This is a genomic window from Robinsoniella sp. KNHs210 (genome assembly GCF_000686105.1).
Classification (GTDB): domain Bacteria; phylum Bacillota; class Clostridia; order Lachnospirales; family Lachnospiraceae; genus Robinsoniella; species Robinsoniella peoriensis.
On record NZ_JMLZ01000002.1, the window covers coordinates 4,457,459 to 4,477,394 of the forward strand.

General features: G+C 41.1%; 28 protein-coding genes. All 28 read left to right on the forward strand.

Annotation, left to right across the window (positions count from 1 at the left end; all coding sequences use genetic code 11):
* Nucleotides 1–3 precede the first annotated feature (3 nt).
* The gene (locus CD03_RS36515; RefSeq protein ID WP_052377980.1) at nucleotides 4–1,668 is read left to right on the forward strand and encodes a phage minor capsid protein; all 1,665 of its coding nucleotides are present in this window, start codon (nucleotides 4–6) and stop codon (nucleotides 1,666–1,668) included.
* On the forward strand, nucleotides 1,652–1,963 hold the full coding sequence (locus CD03_RS0125860) for a hypothetical protein (protein ID WP_027296093.1): 312 nt from the start codon (nucleotides 1,652–1,654) through the stop codon (nucleotides 1,961–1,963). Before CD03_RS36515 ends, CD03_RS0125860 begins: the two co-directional genes overlap by 17 nt.
* 68 nt (nucleotides 1,964–2,031) lie before the next feature.
* Complete coding sequence (locus CD03_RS38075; RefSeq protein ID WP_156043037.1) at nucleotides 2,032–2,196, forward strand: hypothetical protein; 165 nt, start codon at nucleotides 2,032–2,034, stop codon at nucleotides 2,194–2,196.
* 162 nt (nucleotides 2,197–2,358) lie between these two features.
* Nucleotides 2,359–2,973: a hypothetical protein gene (locus CD03_RS0125870; protein ID WP_027296094.1), complete on the forward strand. Its 615-nt coding sequence runs from the start codon at nucleotides 2,359–2,361 to the stop codon at nucleotides 2,971–2,973.
* Between the two features lie 19 nt (nucleotides 2,974–2,992).
* Nucleotides 2,993–3,877, forward strand: coding sequence for a hypothetical protein (locus CD03_RS0125875; RefSeq protein WP_027296095.1), 885 nt, complete (start codon nucleotides 2,993–2,995; stop codon nucleotides 3,875–3,877).
* Between the two features lie 9 nt (nucleotides 3,878–3,886).
* Nucleotides 3,887–4,108 (forward strand): hypothetical protein, encoded by a 222-nt coding sequence (locus CD03_RS0125880; RefSeq protein WP_027296096.1) that lies wholly within the window; start codon nucleotides 3,887–3,889, stop codon nucleotides 4,106–4,108.
* Nucleotides 4,109–4,113: 5 nt separating this feature from the next.
* Nucleotides 4,114–4,506 carry a hypothetical protein gene (locus CD03_RS0125885; protein ID WP_027296097.1) on the forward strand — a complete coding sequence of 131 codons (393 nt, stop codon included), beginning with the start codon at nucleotides 4,114–4,116 and terminating at the stop codon, nucleotides 4,504–4,506.
* A gap of 1 nt (nucleotide 4,507) precedes the next feature.
* On the forward strand, nucleotides 4,508–4,846 hold the full coding sequence (locus CD03_RS0125890) for a hypothetical protein (RefSeq protein ID WP_027296098.1): 339 nt from the start codon (nucleotides 4,508–4,510) through the stop codon (nucleotides 4,844–4,846).
* Complete coding sequence (locus tag CD03_RS0125895; RefSeq protein ID WP_242849157.1) at nucleotides 4,843–5,226, forward strand: hypothetical protein; 384 nt, start codon at nucleotides 4,843–4,845, stop codon at nucleotides 5,224–5,226. The genes CD03_RS0125890 and CD03_RS0125895 overlap by 4 nt, the downstream gene beginning before the upstream one ends.
* Nucleotides 5,226–5,636, forward strand: coding sequence for a minor capsid protein (locus tag CD03_RS0125900; RefSeq protein WP_027296100.1), 411 nt, complete (start codon nucleotides 5,226–5,228; stop codon nucleotides 5,634–5,636). Before CD03_RS0125895 ends, CD03_RS0125900 begins: the two co-directional genes overlap by 1 nt.
* A gap of 1 nt (nucleotide 5,637) precedes the next feature.
* A complete protein-coding gene (locus CD03_RS0125905) occupies nucleotides 5,638–6,159 on the forward strand; it encodes a phage tail tube protein (protein ID WP_242849158.1) in 522 nt (173 codons plus the stop codon).
* 48 nt (nucleotides 6,160–6,207) lie between these two features.
* Nucleotides 6,208–6,501, forward strand: coding sequence for a hypothetical protein (locus CD03_RS0125910; protein WP_027296102.1), 294 nt, complete (start codon nucleotides 6,208–6,210; stop codon nucleotides 6,499–6,501).
* A 16-nt stretch (nucleotides 6,502–6,517) separates the two neighbouring features.
* Nucleotides 6,518–6,838: a Gp15 family bacteriophage protein gene (locus CD03_RS34890; RefSeq protein ID WP_044289671.1), complete on the forward strand. Its 321-nt coding sequence runs from the start codon at nucleotides 6,518–6,520 to the stop codon at nucleotides 6,836–6,838.
* Between the two features lie 73 nt (nucleotides 6,839–6,911).
* Nucleotides 6,912–7,664: a zinc ribbon domain-containing protein gene (locus CD03_RS34895; protein WP_052377981.1), complete on the forward strand. Its 753-nt coding sequence runs from the start codon at nucleotides 6,912–6,914 to the stop codon at nucleotides 7,662–7,664.
* Between the two features lie 82 nt (nucleotides 7,665–7,746).
* A complete protein-coding gene (locus tag CD03_RS0125925) occupies nucleotides 7,747–10,860 on the forward strand; it encodes a hypothetical protein (RefSeq protein ID WP_027296103.1) in 3,114 nt (1,037 codons plus the stop codon).
* A 13-nt stretch (nucleotides 10,861–10,873) separates the two neighbouring features.
* Nucleotides 10,874–11,227, forward strand: coding sequence for a hypothetical protein (locus CD03_RS0125930; protein WP_027296104.1), 354 nt, complete (start codon nucleotides 10,874–10,876; stop codon nucleotides 11,225–11,227).
* A 15-nt stretch (nucleotides 11,228–11,242) separates the two neighbouring features.
* Entirely contained in the window at nucleotides 11,243–13,711 is a 2,469-nt protein-coding gene (locus tag CD03_RS36520; protein ID WP_052377982.1) for a hypothetical protein, read from the forward strand.
* A complete protein-coding gene (locus CD03_RS0125940; RefSeq protein ID WP_027296105.1) occupies nucleotides 13,704–13,901 on the forward strand; it encodes a hypothetical protein in 198 nt (65 codons plus the stop codon). The genes CD03_RS36520 and CD03_RS0125940 overlap by 8 nt, the downstream gene beginning before the upstream one ends.
* Nucleotides 13,902–13,906: 5 nt before the next feature.
* Nucleotides 13,907–14,221, forward strand: coding sequence for a hypothetical protein (locus CD03_RS0125945; RefSeq protein ID WP_027296106.1), 315 nt, complete (start codon nucleotides 13,907–13,909; stop codon nucleotides 14,219–14,221).
* A gap of 14 nt (nucleotides 14,222–14,235) precedes the next feature.
* Entirely contained in the window at nucleotides 14,236–15,144 is a 909-nt protein-coding gene (locus CD03_RS0125950) for an Ig-like domain-containing protein (protein ID WP_027296107.1), read from the forward strand.
* 11 nt (nucleotides 15,145–15,155) lie between these two features.
* On the forward strand, nucleotides 15,156–15,497 hold the full coding sequence (locus CD03_RS34905) for a PF13754 domain-containing protein (RefSeq protein WP_052377983.1): 342 nt from the start codon (nucleotides 15,156–15,158) through the stop codon (nucleotides 15,495–15,497).
* Entirely contained in the window at nucleotides 15,443–15,712 is a 270-nt protein-coding gene (locus CD03_RS0125960; protein WP_027296108.1) for a hypothetical protein, read from the forward strand. The genes CD03_RS34905 and CD03_RS0125960 overlap by 55 nt, the downstream gene beginning before the upstream one ends.
* Nucleotides 15,712–15,888 carry a hypothetical protein gene (locus CD03_RS38080; RefSeq protein ID WP_156043038.1) on the forward strand — a complete coding sequence of 59 codons (177 nt, stop codon included), beginning with the start codon at nucleotides 15,712–15,714 and terminating at the stop codon, nucleotides 15,886–15,888. The genes CD03_RS0125960 and CD03_RS38080 overlap by 1 nt, the downstream gene beginning before the upstream one ends.
* A gap of 1 nt (nucleotide 15,889) precedes the next feature.
* Nucleotides 15,890–16,411, forward strand: coding sequence for a hypothetical protein (locus tag CD03_RS0125970; RefSeq protein ID WP_027296109.1), 522 nt, complete (start codon nucleotides 15,890–15,892; stop codon nucleotides 16,409–16,411).
* A gap of 373 nt (nucleotides 16,412–16,784) precedes the next feature.
* Nucleotides 16,785–17,183, forward strand: a complete 399-nt coding sequence (locus CD03_RS0125980) for a hypothetical protein (protein ID WP_027296111.1) — start codon at nucleotides 16,785–16,787, stop codon at nucleotides 17,181–17,183.
* 208 nt (nucleotides 17,184–17,391) lie between these two features.
* Nucleotides 17,392–17,706, forward strand: a complete 315-nt coding sequence (locus CD03_RS0125990) for a hypothetical protein (RefSeq protein WP_027296112.1) — start codon at nucleotides 17,392–17,394, stop codon at nucleotides 17,704–17,706.
* A gap of 15 nt (nucleotides 17,707–17,721) precedes the next feature.
* Nucleotides 17,722–18,006 carry a phage holin family protein gene (locus CD03_RS0125995; protein WP_027296113.1) on the forward strand — a complete coding sequence of 95 codons (285 nt, stop codon included), beginning with the start codon at nucleotides 17,722–17,724 and terminating at the stop codon, nucleotides 18,004–18,006.
* A 39-nt stretch (nucleotides 18,007–18,045) separates the two neighbouring features.
* Nucleotides 18,046–19,572, forward strand: a complete 1,527-nt coding sequence (locus CD03_RS36525; protein WP_052377984.1) for an SPOR domain-containing protein — start codon at nucleotides 18,046–18,048, stop codon at nucleotides 19,570–19,572.
* The last annotated feature ends 364 nt before the right edge of the window (nucleotides 19,573–19,936 follow it).

Consider the following 19,936-nt stretch of genomic DNA (forward strand, 5'->3'; position numbering starts at 1 on the left):
CATATGGAACCATATGATATCGAAGAAGCATTCGCTGCCATTGAAGAAGAATTGATCGCTTCCATGATGCGGAATATGAAGCGGCATAAGGTGGAAGAATCTGCAGAAGAAATGCGCTGGGAAATGTGGCAAGCAAAACAGCTGCAGGCACTGGAAAAATATAAGAAGCAGAACCAGAAGAAATTTCAAGGGAAATTTGCAGATATAAATGGATCTGTGGATGAAATAATCCATAAGGCAAGAAAGCAAGGCGGACTGGATCAGGAAATAGAGATCATGAATGCCATAAAGAAAGGTTGGAAACCTCCGGGAAGTCTGAATAAAAGTATGCAGACAACGGGTGAGTTTTTTAAACTGAATGATCGTAAACTGAATGCCTTGATCGGAGCCACCCGGAAGGATTTTTCCAAAGCGGAACACGCAATGTTACGAATGGCGGATGATCAATACCGTAAGATTATTTTTAATGCACAGGTATATGCAAATACCGGAGCGGGCACCTATGAAAAGGCCGTAGACATGGCGACCAAGGATTTTTTAGGTTCCGGCATAAACTGCATTGAATATAAAAACGGGGCAAGGCATAAAATAAGCGATTATGCATTTATGGCAATACAGACAGCTTCCAAACGTGCCTATTTGACCGGAGAGGGAGAAAAGCGGCAGGAGTGGGGAATCAGTACTGTTATAGTAAATAAGCGTGGAAATCCCTGTCCAATGTGTTTGCCGTTTGTGGGCAAGATATTGGTTGATGATGTATGGTCCGGTGGCAAACCATCAGATGGGAAGTATCCGCTAATGAGCACCGCTATAGCAGCAGGACTATATCATCCTCGATGTAAGGATAGCCATACGACATACTTTCCGGGAATATCTACTGCAGATGATACCTGGACAAAACAGGAGTTGGAAGCTGTTGAGAAAGTAAATAAACAAGAGGCGCAAAAACAGCATGCGGAGAGGCAGGTTGAAAAGTTAAAACGATTAGCTAAGTTTTCTTTAGATGAAGACAATCAAAGGATGCATGGTGGCAGAGCAGCGGAATGGCAGGAAAAAATCGGTTCAAGAGCAAAATCACAATTCATATATAAAAATGAACCTGTTTATTATGACAAAAAGAATGACTATTCTGTGTCGCTTCCTGAATATAATGAAACAGTTAATAGAGGATTATCAGAGGCTATTGAGGATGTGGCTAAAAAGGGAAATGAGGACAGATGTGAGCATATGCATCTTGTAAATCTGAAGACAGGAAAGCTGGAGTACTATGAAACAAATGGAGATCCTGGGAGTGTTGGTATTGATTTTTGGAAGTATGTAGAATCCCATCCAGACGAGAATTTTGCTTTTATCCATAATCATAATATCATTAGCTCGTTGTCAGAGGCCGACCTTACCACTCCAATTTTATATTCGAATATACCTGTTCAGATAGCAGTACAAAATGATGGTATGAAATACATTGCAAAACGTACTAAAGATGCTGATACGGATTTTTATCCAGATTTCTATTTTGAAGAAGAATTGGAGGACTTGAATAAATTGTCAAGGAGTGGTAAAATTACACCAGTTGAAAGAAGTGCCAGAAGAGAAGAAATAATAATTGAAAGTATATTGAAAGAGTTTTACGGGGAAGGAGTTGTTGCTATAGATGGGAGAAATAAATAATTGGGCTACACCATCAATGAAAGAGTTTATTTTTTGGAAAGATGATATGTCACCTGAAGAGTTTGAAATAGAGCAGGCATACTATTTTGGTAAAATGAGGGATCCATCAAAACGGAAACAATATATTCCCATTTGGCAACAGAGATTAAAGGATAACTCCAAAAAAATATTCATTGATGAAACATGGGCTTCACCGTATATGAAAGGTTTTGATTTTTGGCGGGCCGGAATGACCGTGGATGAGTATAAAGAAGAATACCATAGTTATTTTGAAAAATTAAAGGAAATAAAGTAAAACCACCAGTCGATATATATTGATCGGTGGTTTTATTATGCACATAATTCGGCAGGAGGTGATACAGTGTGAAAGTAAAAGTAAAGGCAAACTTCCGAGATCGTGAAAACGAACTCAGGCTTCGACAGACAGGCGAAGAGTTTGAGGTAAAAAGAGACAGAGCTGAGAAGTTAGCAAGGCTTGGCATGGTTGAAATTCTTCCAGAAAAGGTCACATCAGAAAAGAAAGGGTAAGGTGGTCCATACATCTCCCTGTAAGGCGCGGGGTGAAACGTCTTATTTTTATGCCCGAAGGCTTTAAACTACGGTGAGACACACTGTGAAAACTGTTGATGGGAGACACCCGTAAAACTGTTACAGAGAGACACTCTTATAAATTGTAAAGGAGATTATGCTATGAGAAGAAAACTACCAATGAAATTACAAATTTTTGCAGAGCCAGGAGGCACAGATCCAGGAGCGCAGGCAACACAGCCTGTTGGGCAGCCGCAAACCGGTACAGCGGGTGCTGCACCACAGATCGATTACGATAAGATTGCGCAGCTTATCCAGGGAAAACAGTCTGTGGCAGAAGAAAGTGTGCTAAAAGGCTATTTTAAGCAGCAAGGACTATCCAAGGAAGAGGCAGAGCAGGCGATGGCTTCCTTTAAACAGCAACAGGCAGCACAGCAGCCAGATATAAATGCACTGCAGACGCAGGCAGCACAGGCGCAGGCTATGGCACAACAGAAGGAAGTAGAGAACCAGGCTATTTTGCAGGCTATTCAGTTGGGTATAGATGCTAAAACAGTGCCATACGTGTTAAAACTAGCGGATTTAAGCAACGTTGCGGGTCAGGATGGAAAGATTAACGAAGAGGCTTTAAAAGGAGCCTTAAACAAGGTTCTCGAAGATGTACCCGCATTGAAACCAACGACAGAACAGGCCACAGGATTTAAACAGATCGGAGCTGGCGGCGGAAACCAACAAACAACTACGGATGATGCTCTAAAGGCAGCATTCGGATTATAAAAAGAAAAGAGGTATAAAAATGGCAGTATATGATTATGCAACACAATTTACACAGTTATTGCAGCAGAAATACGCAAAAGAGCTTTGCTCAGACGAGCTTACCAAAAGTAATCCCGGTGTTAAGTTTATTAATGCCCAAACAATTAAGCTACCCAGGATGAGTGTAACAGGATATAAGGACCATACCAGAACACCAGGTTTTAACGCGGGAACGCTTGCTAATGACTGGGAAGCTAAGAAATTAGAGCACGACAGGGATGTAGAGTTCTGGATCGATCCACTTGACATTGATGAAACAAATTTAACTTTGTCGGTGGCAAACATCCAGAATACATTTGAAACAGAACAGGCTATTCCTGAAAAGGATTCTTACAGATATTCAAAACTTCATACCGAATTAACAACCTATGCAGGCAGGATTGATAAAACAGTGATTGATGCTGCTGTATTTTTGGAAGCATTTGACACGGAAATGGCGCTTATGGATGAAGCAGGTGTTCCGGAAGAAGGAAGGCTTATGTACGTTACCCCGGCTATGCAGAAAATTATTAAAGAAGCAGAGGGAATACAGCGCGTTATGACAGTAACTACACCATCTACCATTAACAGAAACGTGCATTCCCTGGACAATGTGACTTTCAGGATGGTGCCGGCGGCCAGAATGAAAACAAAGTATGACTTCACAACCGGATGTGTAGCAGCAGAAGACGCTAAGCAAATCAACTGGATTTTAATTCATACGTCCTGTGTTGTGGCGAGGGATAAATACAGTTACATTAAACTGTTTACACCTGGGACAGATTCAAGAACTGCAGACGGATACCTTTACCAGAATAGAAACTTCGGTGACTTGTTTATGCTGGAAAAGAAGGTTGAAGGATGTTCCATGAACGTGCAGGCATAGGAGGATAATATGACAGCGGAAAAAGGAAATAAAGTCTATCTGATAGACGAAAAAGAAAAAATATCTTACCAGACACGAGGATTTGATATTAAGGATGATTCGGGAAATATCATTGCATCCGGCAAGGGTAAGACAGTCTCTTATGAGGAATATATGAAAGCAGTAACGGAACTGGAAGCGTTGAAAAAAGCAAAAGGAAAGAAACCAGGGCAGGAAAAAGAAGGTGAATAGCCACAATGGTAAAATATAAACCATATGCTAGTGAAGCATACTATTCGGATATATATAATGGAACAGTCATTACAAATGATGACGATATGGAAAAGTATCTCAAACAGGCCAGCCGCCACCTGGATTCCCTGACTTACAACCGGATTGTAAGCCGGGGATTTTCTAATCTTACACCGTTTCAGCAGGAGATCCTTCAGGAGGTATGTTGTCAGCAGGCAGAATTCGAATACCAAAACAAAGATATCTTTGACATGGTCTTATCCGGTTATTCCATAAATGGTGTTTCCATGCAGTTTGGGGAAAGCTGGAATGTTACCATACAGAAGGGGATCCCGATGAGGCGGGACACCTATGAGCAGCTTTGCCAGACGGGATTATGCTGCAGATTGGCGGTGTAGGATGCAGTACCCTAATTTAGTGCCAAAACAGTTCTGCACCACACCGATCCACATCGTAATAGAGAAAGAAGGCCTGAACAAATACGGTGAGCCAGAAACAGCCCTGGAAACAGATGCCATGTGCAACTATCAGGATATGGCAAAAACAGTATTTACCGGAGATAAAAAATATGTACAGATTACGGGTACGGCACTTATTCCAGGGGATATTGCACCAGAATTACCAACTCTAAGCGGAGGAACCGCTATTATATTTGAGGTAAAGAGGAAAATATACCAGGGAACAAAGGCAAGGAATCCGGATGGCACCGTAAATTATGTGGAGTTGATGCTGGAATGATTCAAGTAAATTCAAAAGTTAAGATAAACAGCCAGAAGATAAAACAGTTAACCCGCGCCCAGGTAACTGCATTGGAGAAAACCGCAGAGGCGCTGCATACCGAAGAGGTTCAGGCGCAGGTGATCCCAAGAGATACGGGAGCACTGCAAAACGAAGGATCATTCGTGGACTATTCAGAAGCGGGAACTGGCAGGGTCAGTTTAGTTTCAAGCACACCCTATGCAAGAAAACTGTATTATCACCCTGAGTTTGAGTTTCAGACTAATGAAAATCCAAATGCAAAGGGTAAATGGCACGAAGACTGGCTTCCTGGCGGCAAGAATAAAGACTTTGCAAAGAAAGCCTATCAGGAATTTTACAAGAAGGAGGCTGGATTATAATGCTGATGTTAGAAGATGTGCGGGATCTGGTATCCGGTCTTGGATTCACAGACGATAGTAGTGTCTATATGGGAAAGTTAGACGCAAAGCAGGATCAAAGCATCGGAGTGTACAATTTAAAGCGCTCAGCGCCTTATACAGTGGCGATAGGCGGGAAAGATAAAGAATCCTATGGAACGAAGCAGATCAGCATCTTAATACACTGGAACCGCAGTATGCGGGATACAGAAGCTGTTGGTGCAGAGTTATTTGATAAGCTTGCAGCCATGAGAGAAGTAAGAATCAATGAAAAGCAGATAAAATTTATTCATCCGCTTGTAGATCAGCCGGTGGATGTGGGAACAGATGACAATGGGATCTATGAGATGGTTATTGAGATAGAACTTATATATGAAAGGAAAGGTGATTAATTTGAAACAGAATGAAGCAAGAGCAGCAATTGAGGGCAGGAATATGCGAATTCCATTAAACCTGCAGACCTTTGCAGGAGAAAAAGCAAGCGGGGTTTACCCGTGTTATGAAAACCAGTTCCAGATTGACACAGCGGTTTCCGGTGGAACAGCAGCATTAAAATCAATTGCAGACTGTGAAACTTTTGAAGTGAGCTTTGACAATGGAGTGGAAGAATGGAATCCATATGACACGGAAGGTTGGACCCGAAGATTAATGACATCCAAGTCAGTTACGATTTCTGTAACAGCCAAAAGAAATGTTGGAGATGCTGGTAATGATGCAGTTGCTGCATTGGTATGGTTAAACGGACGAAAGGTGGAAAAAGACTTCCAGTGGACGTTTCCAGATGGCACAACCGTTAAATTTACAAGTGCGGTTATTAATGTAACAAATGCGGGAACAGGGGATGCTACAGCTATAGCACCACTGGAATTTGAAGTGTTAAGTAATGGGAAACCAACGGTAACACCAGCAGCATAAGGCGGGAGAAATCCTGCCTTTTCTTAATGTATACAAGGAGATAGAAAAATGGCGAAGAAAATAGATATTACGGATAAATTAAGCTTTGATGAAAATCCTGTTTTAGTAATCAGAGGTACAGAGTATGAAGTAAATGCAGATGCAACCACCATGTTAGAAATTATGGGGCTGTTTGGTAATAAACCAGAAACAGAGGCAGCTATGCTGGCATACGAAAAGATGTTCAGCGAAAAGGATAGGAAGAAAATTGAAAAAATGAAACTTCCATTTAAGGATTTAATGGTGATTATTGAAGCTGCCATGAATCTAATTCAGGGAGCAGACGAAGAGTCGGGAGAGTAGTGACCCGTACTACGACTTGATTGATGACTTTGATTTAATCATAAGCAGCTTTCAAGCGCAGTACGGGATTCGATTATCCCGTGATTTAAAGGAAATGAAATGGGATGAATTTAAAGATCTTCTCATGGGTATAAGTCCTGACACAGCTTTGGGGCGCATAGTAGCTATCCGATCAGAGACAGACAAGGATGTTTTGAAACAATTTACAAAGGATCAGAAGCGGATCCAGGCGGATTGGAAAAGAAGATGTGCCAAGAAGGTAAGCGAAGAAGACATGGGAAAAATACTCGAAGCATTTAAAAATGGGTTTATTGAAATGGCAGGAAAAGGAAAGTAGAATATTGGCGAAATGCAGTTTACTTAATTCCTCTAATTTGGTATAATTTAGAAAAAAGTATGGGGGAATAGAAATGGCATTAATTATATGTTCAGAGTGTGGAAAAGAGTTTTCGAACAAAGCGGTATCTTGTCCAAATTGCGGATGCCCTATTGAAGAAATAATCAAAGAAGAAAGCTTGGACAATAGCCAAGAAGAAGTAGAAATTGAAGAAACAGGTTTCACAGCTTCAAAAGCGTGGGCGGCAATAAAAACTGGGGCGAATACAATTTCAGAACGACAGAAAGAAGCTATTAAATGTACAAAAAGCATTGGCCCAGTGCAGATTGACGAAAACCATAGTATGTTTAGAATTAATGGTTCGGTTCCGGTTAATGGGAAAAAAGCAGGAGCAGGAAAATCTTTGTTTAAAGGCTTTATGGCAGTGGGCACAATGGGTATGTCTGTAGCGGCGGAGAAAATAGTAGGTGGAGGCAAGCAAAAGGTAGGAGATAAAACCTGGCTTAACTTTAGTGATTTGATTAATTATGACCTTTTAGAAGATGACAGTATTGTAACTAGTGGTGGTGTTGGCCAGGCGCTGATCGGCGGTGCTCTCTTTGGGGGATTTGGTGCTGTTGCAGGCGGAATCACAGGTAAGCGAAAACAGAAGAAGAAAGTAGAAAATCTTATTATTAAGGTTACGCTTAATAACTTTGGCTGCCCGTGCTTAATGATCCCACTAATAACTAAATCTACTAAAATAGACAGCAAAGAATATAAAAATGCTTTCAACGAAGCGCACACTATATTGTCAGCGCTTGATGTTATTACCCACAATAAATAGCAAGGAAATAATAGATTAAGCAAAAAACGTCTCTCATTAATGGGTGGCGTTTTTATTATGCCAAAAAAGGCAGGTGATACGAATGGCAGCAACAAGCGTAGGTCAGATTGGCCTTGACTTGGTTGTTAACAAAAATGGTTTTGATAAGCAAATGGGCGGAATCGGTGCTCTTGCAAAGAAGGCAGGTGGGGCCCTTGCAGCTGCATTTGCTGTTAAAAAAGTGATAGATTTTGGCAAGGCTTGTCTTGACCTGGGATCAGATCTGAATGAAGTGCAAAACGTTGTGGATGTAACATTCCCATCTATGAGTTCCAAAGTGGATGAATTTTCCAAAAGTGCTGCGACAAGCTTTGGTTTGTCTGAGACGATGTCCAAAAAGTTTACCGGAACATTTGGTGCTATGTCAAAGGCTTTTGGATTTTCCGAGAAGGAAGCCTATGATATGGGAACTACTTTAACGGGGTTATCCGGTGATGTGGCTTCATTTTATAACATAAGCCAGGATGAAGCTTATACCAAAATGAAAAGTGTCTTTACGGGAGAAACGGAGTCCTTAAAAGATTTGGGTATCGTTATGACGCAAACTGCCCTGGATGCATATGCAATGTCTAATGGTTTCGGAAAAACGACTGCGAATATGTCTGAGGCGGAGAAAGTGGCATTAAGATACCAGTTCGTACAACAGCAGCTGGCAACAGCGACTGGTGACTTCGCCAGGACATCGGATGGATGGGCAAACCAAGTAAGGATCCTGTCCCTGCAGTTTGATTCCCTTAAGGCAACAATTGGCCAGGGGCTTATAAACCTGTTTACCCCTATTATTAAGGCGGTAAACACTTTAATCGGCAAGTTGTCTACCCTAGCAAATGCCTTTAAGTCCTTTACAGAGCTGATAACCGGCAACAAATCCAGCGGGCAAACGGCAGCGCCGGTCGCAGATTTGGCAGATACAGCCGCTGCGGCAACAGGTGGCTTGGATGGAGCCTCTGGCGCTGCAGACGGACTGCAGGAATCCACAAAGGGAGTAGGGAGCGCCGCCAAAAAGGCCGCAAAGGATATGAAAGCCCTTATGGGGTTTGACCAGGTAAATAAACTGGCAGATCCGGAAACAGACAGTGATGATTCCGGATCCGGCGGTGGAGCGGTGGGCGGTACTGGTGGTGCAGTTGATTACGGGAATTTAGCCCAGGACGATACAGTAATCGATAAAACAGCTTCAAAAATCCAAGGTCTTATAGACAGGGCAAAAGAGCTTGCAGGGCTATTTAAAAAAGGGTTTCAGATAGGATTTGGAGATAGTTTTAAAAAGATAGATTCAATAAAGAACCATTTATCCGGAATAGGACAGTCTCTAAAAGATATATTTACAGATCCTAAAGTTGTAAGCAGCTTTAATTCTATGCTGGACTCAATCGCCATTAATCTGGGAAAAACAGCGGGAAGTGTTGCAAGTATCGGACTAACCATCGCAGATAATCTGGTAGGCGGGATAGATAAATATCTGCAGGGAAGTAAAGATTTTATAAAAGACAGGTTGGTATCAATTTTCAATGTGACAGCTGAGATAAGCGCGCTTGCAGGAGATTTTTCGGTTGCAGTAGCAGATATTTTCTCGGTTTTTTCGGGGGAAAATGCAAAAAGTTGTACAGCGTCTATAATTGGTATCTTTTCAGACGGTTTTTTAGGAGTTGTAGATATTGCACTCCAATTTGGTCGAGATATCATAGATATGATTGTCGGTCCTCTGATAGCTAATAAGGATAAAATCAAAGAAGCAATTGATAATACATTAGAACCGATAAGTACGGTGCTTGGTACACTACACCAGTCTGTCAAAGATACATTTGCAAAATTTCAAACGGTATATGACGAACATGTTAAACCTATGTTTGAATCGTTTAAAACGGGATTCACAGAAGTACAGGGCAAAATCCTTGATGGCTATAATACTTATATCGCGCCGGTGTTAGATAAGCTTGCACAGAAATTCACTACGGTCTGGCAAGAACATATACAGCCAGCGATAAATAAAGGGTTAGAACTCTTTGGTAAGCTTGCCGATGGAATTAAGGATATCTGGGAAAAAACAATACAGCCGTTCCTCAACTGGTGTGCAGAAAATATTATGCCTATACTTGCACCGATTCTTGAAGGTTTGGGAACTTTATTCCTGAATATCTTTGGCACAATAGGTGATGTTGTCGGAGATCTATTCGATGCACTGGGCGGCTTGATAGATTTTATTGTTGGTGTTTTTACTGGTGATTGGAAGAAAGCCTGGGAAGGTATAAAGACGTTCTTTACCGGTATTTGGAATGGAATTAAAGATTTCCTGGGAGGCATATGGAAAGGCATAAAGGAATTATTTGCGCCGGCAGCAAACTGGTTCGGTGAAAAATTTAAGCAGGCAAAAGATGCGGTTATCGGAGCGTTTAGTACCGTTGGATCTGCATTTTCTAGTGTTTGGGGAAATGTAAAAAGTGCGTTTTCCACTACAAAATCATTTTTCAAAAATACTTTTTCTGATGCATGGGGAAGTGTAAAGAGCTCATTTTCTAAAGCAGGCGATTTCTTCGGCGGTGTCTGGAAAGGAATAACCGGCGCATTCGGGAATATAACAAATTGGTTTAAAGATAAGTTCTCTGCAGCCTGGGAGGCAGTTAAAAACGTATTTAGTTCTGGTGGGCAAGTATTTGACGGCATTAAGGAGGGGATCTTAGAGGGACTAAAGGCTGTTATAAATGCGTTAATTAATGGGATTAACTCAGTAATATCGGTACCTTTTAATGGAATTAACTGGGCATTAGATCAACTTAGAAATTTAAGCATAGGCCCTCTTGAGCCGTTTACCTGGCTTCCAAGTATTGATACACCACAAATCCCGGCATTGGCACAAGGTGGATTTGTGAAACCAAACACACCACAGTTAGCCATGATTGGGGATAACCGGCACCAGGGTGAAGTTGTAGCACCGGAAGGTAAAATGCTGGAAATGGCAAAGCAGGCGGCATTGCTGGCTGCATCCGGAAGCATTACCAAAGAAGAACTGGAATCTATTGTTGACCGGGCAGTAATCCGGTTAATAGCAGCATTATCTGCCCTTGGCTTTAACCTGGACGGAGAGACGATAGCGACTGCATCGCAGATGGCGCAAACCAGTATAGATAGACGATTTAACACAGTAACAATTAAGTAAGGAGGGATGGCACATGTTTATATTGCAATCCGGGGACATAAAACTGCCAGCCCCCGTTTCCATGAAGATAAATGATGAAATTATATGGAGTTCGGACACTGGCAGGACATTAAATGCCTATATGATCGGAGAAGCCATTGCGGAGAAAAAGACAATTTCCCTGCTGTGGTCCTTTTTAACGGAGCAGGACATTGTCCTTATAAAAAGTATCATGACAGTTGGGTTTTTCCCGATTACGTTCCGGGATGATGGCAACTTAATCACGATGGAGAGTTACCGCGGGACACTTTCTAAGGAAGTGATGGGAGATATAGGAGACGGGTATTATTGGTATAAAAGCGCCAATGTGGATGTAGTGCAACGATAAAGAGGTGATCAATAAATGATAAACACGAGTACAGAATATAAAAAAGCAATACAAAAAGACCGGGAGTTTCGTATCCAGGATACGATAACTTTTAAAGACGGTACCAAACAGGGCAAAACGATAACCCTATCAACGGGTGATTTTATGTCTTACAGCATCAATGGTGCCACATCCAGCAGCGGAAAGTTCGATATTGGAGCGGCAGTAATAAAGAAGTACACTGCAGTTCTAAACAATATGAATGATAAATTTTCGGAGTATGATTTTGAAGGTGCAGATATCCGGTCCTATATCGGATTAAAGTTAGAAGACGGCAGCTGGGAAGTGTTAAGTAAAGGGACTTACCGGGTATGTAAAGCAAGATCAAAAGATCTTACAATATCAATAGAGGCATATGACTATATGCTGTTCTTCGATCAACCTTATTCTAAAAGTAAGCTTTCCTACCCAGCAACCATTAATGAGATTATCGCGGATGCCTGTTTGTGCTGCCAGATGACATATAATGCCCAAACCATACAAAATGGTAGATTTACAGTAGAAAAGCGGCCGGAAGATGAAGCATTAACATTCAGGGATATTATATCTTACTGTGCTCAAATCATGTGCTGCTATGCTAGAATTAGTAACACAAATGCATTAGAATTTGGATGGTATGATTTTAGTATATTCGACAGAAATGATAACATTTTAGACGGAGGGAACCTCTATGATTATACAGGATCAAATGCAGATGGAGGAAACTTTAAAAGTTATTCTGGTGATATAACGGATGGCGGGAGTTTTACTGATCAGAGAGATTTTTACCATCTATTTTTACTGGGGAGTCAAGACATTGATGTAGCAGACATCGTAATTACTGGTGTAAAAGCTACAGCGGATAATAGTTCAGATGATAATAATGATAAAACAGAATCTTTCCTATATGGTAAAGAGGATTATGCATTGTCTCTGGAAGGAAATCCATTGATACAGAAGGGACACGCAGAAGAAGTAGCGGGGTACGTAGGACCTAGAATTGTAGGTAGGCGTTTTAGACCATTGTCAATAACCAGTTTGTCGGATCCAAGCATTGAAGAAGGCGATGTTGCATATATAACAGATAGAAAAAACGACACTTATAAAACGGTAATTACAAATACAACGTTTTCTATGGGGGGTTATCAATCTGTAATTTGCGATGCAGAAACAAAAACAGAAAATAATTATACCCGGTATGGAGCAGAGACTAAACTTCTGGCGCAGGCAAAAAAGGATATCAAAAACGAGATCAGCCAGTATGATATTGCAACGCAACAACTTAACAGTATTGCCTTGAATGCACTTGGATATTATGAAACGATTGCACAGGGAGGAGACGGTAGCACAATTCGCTACATGCACGACAAGCCAGAGATGAAAGACAGTGAGATCATTTACAAAATATCTATAGATGGTTTCTTTATAAGCAATGATGGAGGGAAGAATTATTATAATGGATATGACAAATATGGCAATGCGGTCTTAAACTCTATTGAAGCATTAAGGATTAATGCAGACCGAATAAATGCTGGAGTAATTACTGGTGTAGAGATTAACAATGGTAATGGCACATTTAAGGTTGATTCTAATGGAAATACAATCACAAACAATCTTCAAGCATTTAATGCCCAAATTACAGGTGGTAACATTCAGCTAGAAGGTTCAATAGAAGGTAAAACTCCTTCTCAGCTAGTAATAAAAGATAAACATGGAGAAGCATCGCTCTATTCCGATGGAATTGTATATCAAGATAAAAATAGTAATGATCCTTTTTTTCTAACCAGTTTTGGCGCAAAAGGATTTTCATTTTTTACCGATGAATTTGGGGTAGAGTTAACTGAGAATGGTTATTACGAGGCACCAATAGGCGAGAAAGTATACGGAATCATTATAAGCGAGCCGTGGCAAAGTGGATACATAGAAAGAGTTCGGATTTCACAAAATGGTATTATGATAAAAGATCCTAATGACAGTCAAACGAATTCCATATCAATAAAGAAAGAGGGCAGTGTAACTTGCAATAGTCTTGTAGTGAGGAACGGTAATAAATCAAAATGTGTAGAAACTTCAAATTATGGTGATCGATTACTATATTGCTACGAAACACCGTCCCCACTATTTGGGGATATCGGCCGTGCAACCTTGGATAACACGGGGACGTGCTACATCTATATGGAAGATGTATTTACGGAAACTATTGATTTCGATTACGCCTACAATGTCTTTACACAAAAATATGGTGAGGGCGATTTGTGGGTGTCTGAGTTGCAACCACTCTATTTTGTTATAAAAGGAACACCAGGTATGGAGTTTGTCTGGGAAGTAAAGGCGAAACAGGTAGGTCATGGCATGGATCGATTAGAATCTTATTTGATTCAGCCAGAGACAAAAACATTTGATTACACAAAGGAAGCAGTTAAATATATGAAGGAATATGAAAAGGAGTTACTAAATTATGAATAAGGTAACAAGTATTACTATATTAGAAACAGCAGAAGGAGTCCGTACAAGCATTACTTTTTCCAGAATCGATGAGAAGGGGCGTATTATAGAGGAAAATAAAAGGGTTAACCGGATTGTAGTAGATCCCGAGATACAAACACATATTGCATCGTTAAAAGAGTTTGCACAATCTGTAGTAGCTGAGGAGTGATTAAAATGATTATTTTAATAAGAAGAGGAAATGAAAAAGACTTTGATCCCTCTAAAATGCGCCCTGGTGAATTTGCAGTAATGCTGGATACCAAGAAAGTATTTGCAACTTTTGCGGCCGGTGACGTAAAACAGCTTGCTACCATAGAAGATATGAAAGCACTGTTAAATGCAACCAATGAGCAGTTTGCCGCCCTGCAGGAGCTGTTAAAGCAATTAGAAAGCGGCGGTGCAGTCAGTATTCTTGCAGATCTTGCACAGGCAAAAAAGGATATAGAAACGCTAAAATCAGACGTCCAGGGAGCCTTGGGCGTTATTTAAATGGAGGAAAAGACATGGCAGTAAAAACAGTTCAGGCTATTATAAATGGTCAAACACACACGTTAACCTATAATAGTACTTCCAAAAAGTACGAGGCCACTATTACAGCGCCCTCTGGGTCATCTTACAATGTAAATGCTGGGCACTATTACCCAGTTACTGTAAAAGCTACGGATGAGGCAGGTAACGTAACAACTAAGGCAGACACCGATGCAACACTGGGTGATAGCTTAAAGTTAAAAGTAAAAGAAAAAGTGGCACCGGTAATTACGATTACAGCACCTACAGCAAGTGCAAGACTTACCAATAACAAGCCAACCGTAACATTTACGGTAACTGATACAGATTCCGGTGTTAATCCAGATACAATTAAGATAACTATCGGATCATCTGTTATTACATCCGGTATTACGAAAACACAGAATGGCAAGAATTACACCTGCAGCTACGTGCCTACAACAGCACTTCCGGAAGGCAGCAACACTATTAAAGTTGATGCATCTGACTTTGATGGTAATGCCGCTGCACAGAAATCTGTAACTTTTGTTGTGGATACAGTTCCGCCAACACTGTCCGTAACAGCGCCGGTGGATAACTTAATTACAAACCAGGCAGCATGTACTGTAACAGGAACAACAAACGATGCAACTTCCAGTCCTTGTACAGTAACCGTAAAATTGAATGCCGGCGCAGCGGAAGCAGTTACAGTTAACGCAGATGGTACATTCTCGAAAGCATTAACACTTGTTGCGGGAAGCAATACAATTACAGTTGTATCTACGGATACTGCCGGTAAATCCAGCACAGTTACCCGGACAGTTACATTGGATCAGGTAGCTCCGATTATTAAGTCTGTAACGATTACGCCAAACCCGGTAGACGCGGGCAAAACCTACGTGATTTCTGTAGAAGTTACTGATTAGGCGGTGATCCTATGGCAGTAAAACGCTTGATAGGAAAGGTTGATCAAATAGAAATCGTATTTGAACGCATGGAAGGGGATCTGTGGCAAGTACAGATCCCTGGAGATGAGGACTGCACATATATTTTAGAGTTGTATGCAACTGATGAAGCCGGCAATGAAACATTTATGACCAGAATCTTCTTTGAATATGATCGTTCATCAAAGAAGGTTATCATAAAGCCGGTTCCCTATTTGGCGGCGCTGGTAGCACAGCAGTATTTTGGGGAAAGAATATTAGCAAGCAAGGAGGTGGGCGGATGCTTAAAACAAAATTTGATATCGGAGAAGAACGGCATGTGCAGATTGAGATAACATCTGAAGCAGGCGGGGAATTTAAGATATGGATGGCAAAATTTGAACTATGGACAGAGGATGAAGCCCTTGAAATGGAGGGGGAATGCATTGTAGACGAACATGTAATTGATGCCTACATACGCCCACTGACTGCGGGAATGTATACACTTAAATATATTTATCTGATAGGTGATGAAACCTGGATTGAACCGGTAAGGGTGGTGGTATCGTAATGGCAGTAGCAAATATTGTTATAAACGATGTAAACATAAGCCCAAACCCGGTTAATACCGGGCAACAGTATAAATTGGCCGTTGGAATTGTGCCGGAGATATTTGAAATTACTACGATGGATGACTATTCTCTGGTTGATACTGATGGTTATATCTTAATTTGTAAGGAGGAATAGCATGGCAACAAGAAAAATAGTGGACCTAACGCAGGCCACCACGTCGAGTGACGCAGATCTGATGGTTATACAGGATACGAGCAAGACAAAGAAAATAACATTCTCAACTTTACTTACCAATATTAAATCCAAACTTAAGGTAGGTACTGCAGCTAACTTAAATACGACAAGCAAAGAAATCGTAGGGGCAATCAATGAGATAAACACGAATTTTGATAATATAAACAAACAAGTTACCCTGGCAGCTGGAATATCAGGGACAGTTACGAACATAGCAGTCGGAAGATTAAGAATTTTAAGCTTTGACATTAACGTAGCGACTTATACCGCAAATACGAGTGTTCGGCTATTGACATTACAAGAGATACCTTTACAGGATTCATTTTGTAATGTAATGAAGGGATACTCAAGCTCATTGGGAGAACACGGTCGTGTTATGCTTGCAAAAAGCAGTAAGGAGGTTTGGGGGATTCTTCCGGCTGCCGATGGCTCTGTAAGAGGTACATTAGTATATATGGTTTAAAATATTTGTTAGAAAGCAATTATGACGCTTCCGACAAGCCACTCGTTTGCAGCAATTGATTTGTTGGTAAGCACTAAGACATCCCCGTTCGACTCCGCTTTTATTGTCGTATTATAATTTGCATTATCATAGTTTCCGTAAAATGTATGCTTCGGTCGTGTTCCGGCCGGCAGAGCTATAAGTTTATGCCATACATTTAACGGTAAAGGGGATTTTGCCTGCAATGCAATTGTTACTATAAGAATTTTACCTACTTTATCGGTTATTACGTTACCGGAAATATACCAGGGATTATACATTCTGTCGAAGTTATATGTGGTAGTCAAATTCGTGTTTAACTCTGAAACCTATTTAAAAAAGAAAGGATGATTTTATGGAAAAAATAAAATTGAACAATAATAAAACATTTGAACTTATTACCTGTGGAGTAGACTGCACGCCGGAAAAGATTGTGTTCTTTATTCTGCCTGGAAACACCACATTAACTGAGGTAGAAACAGCATTTAACCCTGAGAATACTAAAAAAATCTATAGGCTTTCAGCGCAGGATGAAGAAGAGCTGCAGCTTTATACAGGATATACTAAGCTTATTGATATTGAGAAGCGTAAAGATGCTGAAATTGATACTAATATTACTGAGACAGGAGAGATAACGCCGGTTGTGGGGGACTTGATCCGGATCAAGTTGATTAAGCCAAATGAGACAGAAGAAAGAATAAAATCCCTGGAAGAAACGGTTGATACTTTAACCTTAGAAATCTTAGGAATGTAGGAGGAATAGTAATGTTTGATACAATTAAAAGGATTTATAATAATACCGGTAATGCTGAGGTCGTAGAAAAAGCATTAACAAAAGGGTGGATTACCGTAGAAGAAAAAGAGACTATTTTAGCAGAGTAATAAGGAGAACATATGAAAGCATGAGCGGGACCGAAAGGTCTTTTTATTTTGCACAAAATTATGACACAAGGAGAGGGACTATGAATGATGAAGAAGTGGCAGTAAAAATAGCGGAGCTTGGAAAAGATAGCAGATCGCTAAAAGGGCGTGTGGCGGATTTGGAAGCACAGCAAAAGTGTATACAGGAACTGGCAATGTCGGTTAAAGAACTGGCATTAAACATGAAAACGATGATGGAAGAGCAGCAAAAGCAGGGAGACCGGTTGCAGAAACTGGAAAATGAACCGGCAGAACGTTGGAACAGTGCAAAGAAGACAGCATTTACAACTATAATTTCTGTTGTTGCTGGGGCACTCGCAACCGGGCTTATCTTAATGGCAGCCCAATATTTATAAGAAAGAGGTAATATTATGGATTTAGGATTTTTACAGGATTATTATATCCCAGTAGTTTTAGTAGCATGTTTAATCGTAGGTTACTGCATTAAGCATATAACCTGGTTGGAAAAGGTAAGTAACCAGTACATACCAACCATTCTGGCAGTGCTAGGGGCTGTTCTGGCGTGCGTATCAGCAGGACTGGCAAATACTCCAATAGGGTTAGAAACCGTTGTGTATGGAGCCTTTACAGGATTAGCAAGTACCGGATTACATCAGGCATTTACAAAGATTATAAATAAAACGGAGGGCGAGTAAATCGCTCTCTTTTCTTTTCGGAAAGGGTAGGTAGAAGATATGGAAATTAAAAAAATGATTGCAAAGACACACTGCTACATAGGGCAGAACAAACCGGCTTATGTAGTTATGCACGAAACAGATAATTGGAATTCGGGAGCAAGTGCCTTGGCGCATGCAAATGCCATGAAAAATGGAAATTTGGATGGCACAGTACACTTCTATGTGGACTCGAAAGAAATCTACCAGACATTAGACTTCCAGGACGGAGCCTGGGCGGTAGGAGATGGAAATGGAAGATATGGAATTTCCAACCTTAATTCTATTAATATAGAAATCTGTGTTAACCCGGAAAGCGATTATTACACTGCGGTTGCCAATGCGCAATGGCTGGCAGCCAAATTATTAAAAGACCGTGGATGGGCCACAGACCGGTTAAAAATGCATTACGATGCATCCCGGAAGCATTGCCCGCGGCGAATCCTGGACGAAGGTCTGTGGCCCGGATTTGTGGAGAAAGTAAAAAAACTAATGTCTGGCAGCACATCCGCACCCGAAGAGATCTGGATGGGCTGGACAAAATACGAAAGTGGTAGCGCCGGTTTCCGACAGGTGGCCGGGGACAAAGGGCACGCTTATGGCAAGTACCAGTTTGATTATAGATATGGTCTGGTACCGTTTATGCAGTCCTGTGTAGATCATAATGCGGCCAGATACCTGGGATTTAACAAGTACATTGCTATGGGAGCCGGTAACAGTAAATTAATAGGCAATGCCGGACTTACAGCAGTTTGGCTAGAACTGTGCGACAAGCACCCAAAAGAGTTTGAACAGTTGCAGGATGCGGCCGCAAAGCGGGACTATTATTTACCGGTAAAGACTTACCTGCAAAAGAAAGGAATAAACCTGGATAACCACGATCCGGCTGTAAGGGGATCTGCTTTTTCTATGTCCATCCGAAGCGGAGCATTAACGGCAGCAAACAAATTCGCCGGTTGCAAGGATTCCGACACGGATACTTCCATCCTAAACCGGATCTATGGCACTTATGGGAACGAAGATGCAGGACGCTGGCCGCGGCAGCTTGCAGAGGCCCTTAACGCATTAGGCGGTGGAAATACATCTGCTACGCCCGCACCTGCACCAAAACCGGATAAGGCAGGCAGTTACAAAGTACAGGCCGGATCTTTTGCCAGTAAAAAGAATGCAGAGAAGCAAGCAGCACTTATTGCAGGAAAGGGATTTGACGCTATCGTAAAAGAAGAGACAGGACAGTATAAGGTACAGTGTGGAGCATTTAGCAATAAAGGCAATGCAACAGCCCTGGCGGATAAAATCAAAGGCGCTGGCTTCGACGCAATTGTAAAAGGTACAGAAGATTCCGTATGGGTTGGAAGATGCACTGGAGATGGTGTTAATGTCCGGAAAGGGCCGGGGACAAACTATGGTATCATTTCTGGACCATACCAGACTCTTAACAAAGGTAATCTTATGGATGTAATTAATAAAGAACCAGGATGGTACCAGGTTCTTATTGCTAAGAAGTACAGCGGTTTTATTGCAGAGCAGTATGTTCAGAGGGTGTAAAACAGTCCCCGAATATATCATTCCAGGGACTGCATATGACTACAGACGAGACTGCAACACAAAAATTTATGGATAATTATAGTGAATCGTACAGGAGATTTGAATGAGTTTCTTCATATATTAATGCGAATTTTTATGAGTACACATGAAACGTTTATATAATTCCACATTAAAATAATCTGATGATTAGCAATCCCCGCAGTTACCTGGTTCCAGGTGTCTGCGGGGATTTTTTGTTGTCCGGAATAGGTCTTCACAAAAAAATATAGATATGTGAAGTTATGAACATATCTGTGAATGCAGATAATGTCCTGATTGTTTCGTGAATAAAATAACGAAAAATTTGTGTTGATTTTGGTTATGT